Below are 6767 nucleotides of genomic sequence, written 5' to 3' on the forward strand. Positions count from 1 at the left end.
CACTGTGACCAGTCACGGATATTTGATCCAAACCGTGGGCGGATGGTGTGATGGCCGTATGAGCATCGACCCCGCCCTACGCCGGGCGATCCTCGGGTCGCTCGACGGGCTGCTCGCGGCCTTCGACCTCGAGCCGCTCAGCCTCGGGCCGCCCGGCACCGAGCCAGCCGGCACCGACCTGTTCCGGGTCCGCTCCGAGCCGGCCCGGTTCAACCGCATCTTCGGCGGGCAGTCGCTCGCCCAGGCACTCGTGGCGGCGCACGTGACCGTCACCGGCCAGGAGCCGTGCTCCCTGCACGCGTCCTTCGTCCAGGCGGGGAAGCCAGGCGTCCCGGTGGAGCTGGTGGTCGACCGGATACGCGACGGCCGGACGATGTCGACGCGGCGGGTGACGGTCCAGCAGGGCGATCGCGTGCTCCTGGTCGCGATCGTCACGTTCCACGCGGACGGCGCCGGCCCCGAGCCCCCGGCCGACCCCTCCGTCCCGGCGGCGGACCCGGAGCGGCTGCCACTGCTGCAGGACTGGGCGGAAAAGGCTCCGCCGGAGCTGCGGCCGCAGGCGCTGGCCTGGGTCGACCGCCCGCCGCCGCTCGAGATGCGGTTGGCCGAACCGGTCGTCTTCATGGGCGGCTCCCCGGCCGCCGGGGAACGTTCGCACTGGATGCGCCTGCCCCGCGACGTCGGCGCCGACCCGGGCCTGCACGCGGCACTGCTCACCTACGCGAGCGACTACTTCCTGCTCGACATGGCCTTCCGGTCCTACCCCGGCGGCGCAGACCCGGACTACGTGCCGGACTACGCGTCGGCCTGCAGCCTCGACCACGCCATCTGGCTGCACCGCCCGGTACGGTTCGATCGCTGGCATCGGCACACCCAGGAGACGGTCGTCGTCGCGGGCCACCGCGGCCTCGTGCGCGGAGCGATCCACGACGCCGACGGGCACCTGGTGGCCACCGTCGCTCAGGAGGTGCTCGTGCGCCCGAAGATCCTGAAGGGCCCGAACGGCGAGAGCGGCCAGCACGGAGCGTTGACGCAATGACCAGCATTCCGGCTGGCCCGCCCGCGCCACTCGCGTTCCAGCACCATCTCTTCCAACAGCCCTGGCCGGAGGGCGAGTACAGGCTGTTCCAGCTCGGCTTCGTCGTCGACGATCTCGTCGCCGCCGCCCGCCGATGGGCGACGGTGTTCGGCGTCGGCCCGTTTCATGTGCTGCCACCCATCGAGCAGGCCTGCACGTATCGGGGCGCCGCCACCGGGGTGAACCTCCAGGTCGGCGTGGCCCAGGCCGGCCCGGTGCAGATCGAGCTCATCACCCAGCGCTGTGACCGCGACAGCATCTTCCGCGAGCAGGCCCTTACCGGCCGGGCGGGCTTCCACCAGCTCTGCACCGTGACGCCCGATTACGACAGCAAGCGGGCGTTATACCTGGGCCACGGCTACGAGCTCGCCTGCGAGCTCACCTCCGCGGACGGCATCCGGGTCGGCTACTTCGACACGCTCGACGACTTCGGGTTCATCACCGAGGTCGTCGAACAGTCACCGGGATTCCTCGAGCAGCTGGCGCGCATCGCCGCCACCTGCGCCCAGTGGGACGGCACCGACCCCGTCCGCCTCCTCACCCGCAACGGCTACCGGGTCCCCTGACCAGAGGCTCACAGTCCTCCGGTCGTGGGTTCGAGCCCCACCCGCCCCACCATGTTTGGCATTGTACGAACCGTCCCCTTCGAGGGTGTTGTGGCTGGTAGGGCGGCTGTGGCGGCCTCTGTCGGTTCGGGTCTTGGGACTCGGAAGATCGGTTGGAGCCGCCCGGGGCCGAGGATCTTGACTTCGTCTATGAGGGCTTCGACGAGGGCCTTACGCTGAAGATCGGTGCCGACTTCGATGATCGTATCGATGTGGTTCGCGATCTTGCGGAGGGTCGCGCGTGGGGGCATGACGGGTTCGTCGCCGATCTGGGCGGTGAGTTCGGTGTGGCGGCGGCGGAGCTGCTTCTGCTTGATGCGCAGGGCGGCGAGTCGGGTGGCGAGGGTTTCTTCGTCGAGGGTGCCACGCTCGAATGCTGACAGGTAGCGGTCGATGGCCTGGTCGGTCTGGGTCAGGTCGGTCTGGACGGTGGTGAGTTCGCCGGCGCGGTCGGAGTGGGCGTCATCGTGGCGTTGACGGGCGTGCTGGACGGCGTCGGCGATGAGCTGGTGGTGGTCGCGGTAGAAGCCGGCGAGCGCGGTGAGGACGGCCTGGTCGAGGGCGTCGGCGTCGAGGCGGGGGGCGTCGCAGCGGTCGCGGCTGTAGCGCAGCCGGGTGAAGCAGGTGTAGTAGCGGTAGGTGCGGTTGCGGCCTTTGGCGTTGGAGCCGAGCATCGCCTTGGTGCATTGTGGGCAGCGCATGCGGCCGGTGAGGTAGTAGTCAGAGTCGCTGGCGGCCCGGTGGGCGTGTCCGTCGGTGCGGATGATGAGGATCTTCTCGGCTTCGGCGAACAGGGCCTGGTCGATGATCGGTTCGTGGGTGTCGATGACGGTGATCTCGCGGAAAGTCAGCTCGCCGAGGTAGACGCGGTGGTCCAGGACGCGGATGACCTGGTGGCCGGACCAGTGGCCGCCGGTGGTGGTGCGGTGGCCGCGCTCGTTGAGGGTCTTGGCGATGGCGCGGGTGCCGAGCCGGTCGCGGACGTAGAGGTTGAAGATCAGGCGGACGATGGCCGCTTCCTTCTCGTCGACGAGCAGTTTCCAGTTGGCGCGGTCGACCTGGTAGCCGAAGGGACGGTTGCCGCCCATCCAAAGACCCTTGGCGGCTTTGCGTTCCATGCCGCCGATGACCCGGTCGATGATCGTGTCGCGCTCGAACTGCGCGAACATCGCGAGCATCTGGAGCAGCATGCGGCCCATCGGGGTCGCGGTGTCGAACGGCTCGGTCGCCGAGCGGAACACGACGCCGGCCTGGTCGAGTTCTTCGAGCAGGGTGACGGTGCCGGAGACCGACGTGTTGCCCAGGCATTCGAGGATTTCTATCAAGCCCACACGGTTCCTGATCCCGCGTGAGTGTGCGCGAACCGCGAGCCGGACGCTGGCGAAGCCGCCGTGGGTCGCCGCAGCAGTGAGGGACCGTGACGTTCAGTGTGCCGGGGGACCTCCTGGGGCTTGGGTCGTGGTGGGCCAGGTGCGGGTTTCGTTGAGGGCTTCTTTGGCACGGAGCGCGTCAGCGAGGTCGAGGTCGAGGCGGTTGGCGATGGAGCAGGCGAAGATCAGGATGTCGACGAGTTCTTCGTCGATGCTGCCCGTGACCTCTCCAGCCGGGGCGCGTTGACCGTCGTTTTTGCGGACGGCGCGGGCGAGTTCGCCGGCCTCTTCGAGGAGGCGCCAGGTCTGGTCGTGGACGCTGCGGGTGGGGCTGGGAGCAGACACCGCCCCGCCGCCTGCTGTTCCGTTCCGACCTGCCCCGCCTGCCCCGGCCCCTGCCGCGTTACCTGCCACTCGACACCGACCGGCGCCTTACCGACGAGCTCGCCAGCTCACCAAACCGGCTCGCGGCCGACGCGCTGCTGCTCCAGCGTGCCTGCGGCCTGCGCATCGGCGAACTGCTCGACCTCGAGCTCGACTGCGTCCACGAGGTCCCCGCCCAGGGAAGCTGGCTGAAGGTCCCGCTCGGCAAGCTCGACACCGAGCGGATGGTCCCCCTCGACGACGACACCCTCGACCTGCTCGACCGCATCGCCGAGACCCGCTCGCCTGGCCGGCCGCTCCCGCATCCGCGCACCGGCCGGCCCGCCGATTTCCTTTTCACCCACCACGGCCGCCGGCCTTCCCAGAACGCGGTGCGCGCGGAACTCGCCCGCGCCGCGGACACCGCCGGACTCGGCCACATCACGACCCACCAGCTCCGGCACACCTATGCCACCGCTCTCGTCAACGCAGGCGTGTCGCTCCAGGCACTCATGGCCCTCCTCGGACACGTCTCCGCGGAAATGAGCTGCGCTACGGCCGGCTGTTCGACACCACCGTCCGCGCCGAATACCAGCGCGCCCTCGACCTCGCGAAAAGCCAGCTCGGAACCCTGCCCGCCGGGCGCCCCGGCCTCCCGCTGCTCGACATCACCCGCGGAGCGGACTGGAAAGACGCCCCGCGCTCAAAACCCGGTTCGCCGGCGGCTTCTGCCTGCGCGCCCCAGCCCAGGGAGCCTGCACCTACGCGAACATCTGCGAGCACTGCCCAAGCTTCCACACCGACACCGCCCACCTACAGATCCTCTCCGCCCAGCGCGCCGACGCCGACGCCCTTGCCCACGACGCCGCTGCCCGCGGCTGGGTCACCGAGGTCGACCGGCACCGCCAACTCGTCGCCCGTCTCGACGCCCTCATCGCCCAGGCACAGGCCGGATGACCGACGAGCCGATCCACGGCCAGGTCGAGCGCGCTCTCGCCGCGCTGACCAGCACCAACCGACAGATCACCTTCACCGCCGTCGCGGCGGCCACCGGGATCTCGCGCACCACCCTCTACCGCAACGCCCAGCTACGCGCCCTCGTCGAGGAGCACCGCAACCACGCGAGCAACGCACGCACCCTCACCAGCGTCGCCACCGAGATCGCACACCTCACCGACACCCTCAACGCCCTGGCCACACGCGTCCGCCAGCACGAAGAACGACTCCGCCGCCTCGAAAAAAGGCCCACCAGCATCACCAACTGATCCCGAAAGCCCAGCCACAAAATCAGACAAAAGCACACGTTATTAGCCGGATAATGCTACGACAACGCCGCCGCCGAGTCCTTCTGGGCGACGTTGAAGAAGGAGTTCATTCACCTCCACGCCTTCACCGGCCTAGGGCACCTCCGCGCCGGCGTCTTCGATTACATCGAGACGTACTACAACCGCAGACGGCTACATTCCACCATCGGCTACCTGACTCCCGTCGAGTACGAGGAGAAATTTGACAGAAAGGCCGCATTGGCGGCATAGTTTAGATGGCTGTCTACAAAACTGGGAACGCTTCACCTGCGCGAATACTGCGCCGGCAGGCTCGCCCACTACAAAATCCCCCGCTACGTCCACATCGTGGACCAGTTCCCCATGACCATCACCGGCAAGATCCGCAAAATCCAGATGCGCGAAGAGGCCATCAACCTCCTCAACGCCGCGAACACCACCGAAACAGGCCACGCCTGATGCGGCAGCGGCCCTTTCGTGATCTGACGGTGCCGCCGCCGGCGGCAGTGGCCTGGAGGCGCGGCGCCAGCGTGACCAGCGCAGGACGTGGTGGAGTAGTACCCGCGGCCGGCGGGCTGGTGATCGCGTTGAGCGGTCTTCGGGGTCTCGCTGACGATCAGGCGCAGCAGTCCGTCGTCGGGGCCAGCTGGGCTGTCGTTTTGACGCATGTCGCCCCCAGCATGCTGGGCGCGACATCGCTGCACTCGTGTTGATCACCAGGCTCCGCGGGACCGGCCATTCAGCTGGTGCAATCTTTCCGATCCGGCTGCGGAGATACCTTCGCAGCGCGTGACGAGCATGCGCGGTGGGAGGCTCAGAAGGTAAGACCCTCGTAGATCAGGTTGTCGATGAGCCGCTGGCCCTCGTAGCCGGCGCGTGTGATCGCGCCCGTGTCCAGCCTGCGGCAGGAGGCCGCCTGCCATGGAACGGCGAGCCCGTGGGATTGATGCGCGACGCCGGTCCGGCGGCTCTGGTTACGGATCTCTGACTTGTTGTGCGAACCCAGCTCGGTCGCGACGCGGACTCGTGGTCTCCCCGTGCCCCGGCCCGCGGCGGTGGACACCATGCAACCGGGTGCCGGCAACGCGAAGAAGCCACTGCTGGGAGGTGTACTGACAGGGCATCCCTCCTCCAGCGGGCCCGACCTAGCCTGGGGGCTGTGGACAACCGCGACGAGGTCAAGGCCTTCCTCAGCTCCCGCCGGGCCAGGATCACCCCTGGGCAGGCTGGCCTGCCGACCCACGGCCGCAGCAGGCGCGTACCGGGACTGCGCCGCAGCGAGGTGGCCGACCTGGCCGGAGTCAGCGTCGAGTACTACGCCCGACTCGAGCGGGGCAACCTCGGCGGCGTCTCCGAGAGCGTGCTGGTTGCCCTGGCCCGCGCGCTGCAACTGGACGAGGCCGAACGGGCGCACCTGGTCGACCTCGCCCGGGCCGCCGGCCCGGCCACACGCACCCGGCGCAAGCCCACGGCCCACCAGATCCGGCCCACCGTCGCCCGCATCCTCGACGGGATGACCGAGCTACCGGCCCTCGTCAACAACGGGCGCCTCGACGTCCTCGCCGCCAACCCCCTGGCGGAGGCACTGTTCGCGCCCGTGTTTGCCGACCCGGCCCGACCGGTCAACCACGCCCGGTTCACCTTCCTCAACCCCCGCGCGCGTGACTTCTGGATCGACTGGGAACGCGCCGCCGATGACAGCGTGGCCATGCTGCGCCTCGAAGCCGGCCGCGACCCCTACGACAAGGCACTGTCCGACCTCGTCGGCGAACTGTGCACCCGCAGCGACGCCTTCCGCGTCCGCTGGGCCGCCCACGACGTCCGCCTGCACCGCACAGGACTCAAGCACTTCCACCACCCCCTCGTCGGCGACCTGCACCTGTCCTACGAGGTCCTGGAACTACCCGCCGACCCCGGCCTGGCCCTAATCGCCTTCAGCGCCGAAGCGGGCTCACCCAACGACGACGCCCTCAAGTTCCTCGCCAGCTGGGCCGCCACCCACAACCCAGCCGACGCCCTGCGAGCACCGAACCAGAAGTGAGCCCGGGGGTAACGCACTACAGCCTCG

Annotated in this window: 8 protein-coding genes and 2 pseudogenes; 7 read left to right on the forward strand and 3 right to left on the reverse strand. The window is 69.0% G+C overall.

Features of this window, described 5'->3' with window-relative positions; translation table 11 throughout:
* The first annotated feature begins 58 nt into the window (after nucleotides 1–58).
* Both QOZ89_RS36760 and QOZ89_RS36765 read left to right on the forward strand, forming a co-directional pair.
* The gene (locus QOZ89_RS36760; RefSeq protein ID WP_071051843.1) at nucleotides 59–1039 is read left to right on the forward strand and encodes an acyl-CoA thioesterase; all 981 of its coding nucleotides are present in this window, start codon (nucleotides 59–61) and stop codon (nucleotides 1037–1039) included.
* Complete coding sequence (locus tag QOZ89_RS36765) at nucleotides 1036–1644, forward strand: VOC family protein (RefSeq protein ID WP_071051842.1); 609 nt, start codon at nucleotides 1036–1038, stop codon at nucleotides 1642–1644. The genes QOZ89_RS36760 and QOZ89_RS36765 overlap by 4 nt, the downstream gene beginning before the upstream one ends.
* A gap of 8 nt (nucleotides 1645–1652) precedes the next feature.
* Here QOZ89_RS36765 and QOZ89_RS36770 read toward each other — a convergent pair whose 3' ends face one another.
* Both QOZ89_RS36770 and QOZ89_RS36775 read right to left on the reverse strand, forming a co-directional pair.
* Complete coding sequence (locus QOZ89_RS36770) at nucleotides 1653–3014, reverse strand: recombinase family protein (RefSeq protein ID WP_241842117.1); 1362 nt, start codon at nucleotides 3012–3014, stop codon at nucleotides 1653–1655.
* Nucleotides 3015–3107: 93 nt separating this feature from the next.
* Nucleotides 3108–3398, reverse strand: a complete 291-nt coding sequence (locus tag QOZ89_RS36775) for a MazG nucleotide pyrophosphohydrolase domain-containing protein (RefSeq protein ID WP_071051841.1) — start codon at nucleotides 3396–3398, stop codon at nucleotides 3108–3110.
* A gap of 173 nt (nucleotides 3399–3571) precedes the next feature.
* Here QOZ89_RS36775 and QOZ89_RS47820 point away from each other — a divergent pair.
* From QOZ89_RS47820 to QOZ89_RS36795, 4 genes and pseudogenes are all read left to right on the forward strand, one after another.
* Nucleotides 3572–3901 (forward strand): annotated as a pseudogene (locus QOZ89_RS47820) (tyrosine-type recombinase/integrase); the annotation flags it as partial.
* Between the two features lie 468 nt (nucleotides 3902–4369).
* Nucleotides 4370–4681 (forward strand): DUF6262 family protein, encoded by a 312-nt coding sequence (locus QOZ89_RS36785; RefSeq protein WP_071051839.1) that lies wholly within the window; start codon nucleotides 4370–4372, stop codon nucleotides 4679–4681.
* A gap of 69 nt (nucleotides 4682–4750) precedes the next feature.
* A pseudogene (locus tag QOZ89_RS36790) lies at nucleotides 4751–4951 on the forward strand (IS3 family transposase); the annotation flags it as partial.
* 36 nt (nucleotides 4952–4987) lie between these two features.
* Nucleotides 4988–5158, forward strand: coding sequence for a hypothetical protein (locus QOZ89_RS36795; protein ID WP_274536597.1), 171 nt, complete (start codon nucleotides 4988–4990; stop codon nucleotides 5156–5158).
* Nucleotides 5159–5513: 355 nt separating this feature from the next.
* On the opposite strand, the gene QOZ89_RS36800 is transcribed toward QOZ89_RS36795, so the two are convergent.
* Nucleotides 5514–5765: a hypothetical protein gene (locus QOZ89_RS36800; protein WP_312628504.1), complete on the reverse strand. Its 252-nt coding sequence runs from the start codon at nucleotides 5763–5765 to the stop codon at nucleotides 5514–5516.
* Nucleotides 5766–5858: 93 nt separating this feature from the next.
* Between QOZ89_RS36800 and QOZ89_RS36805 the strand changes: the two genes are divergently transcribed.
* Nucleotides 5859–6740 (forward strand): helix-turn-helix transcriptional regulator, encoded by an 882-nt coding sequence (locus tag QOZ89_RS36805; RefSeq protein WP_312628337.1) that lies wholly within the window; start codon nucleotides 5859–5861, stop codon nucleotides 6738–6740.
* Nucleotides 6741–6767: the final 27 nt, after the last annotated feature.

It is taken from the genome of Pseudofrankia coriaricola, assembly GCF_032027725.1.
Taxonomy (GTDB): domain Bacteria; phylum Actinomycetota; class Actinomycetes; order Frankiales; family Frankiaceae; genus Pseudofrankia.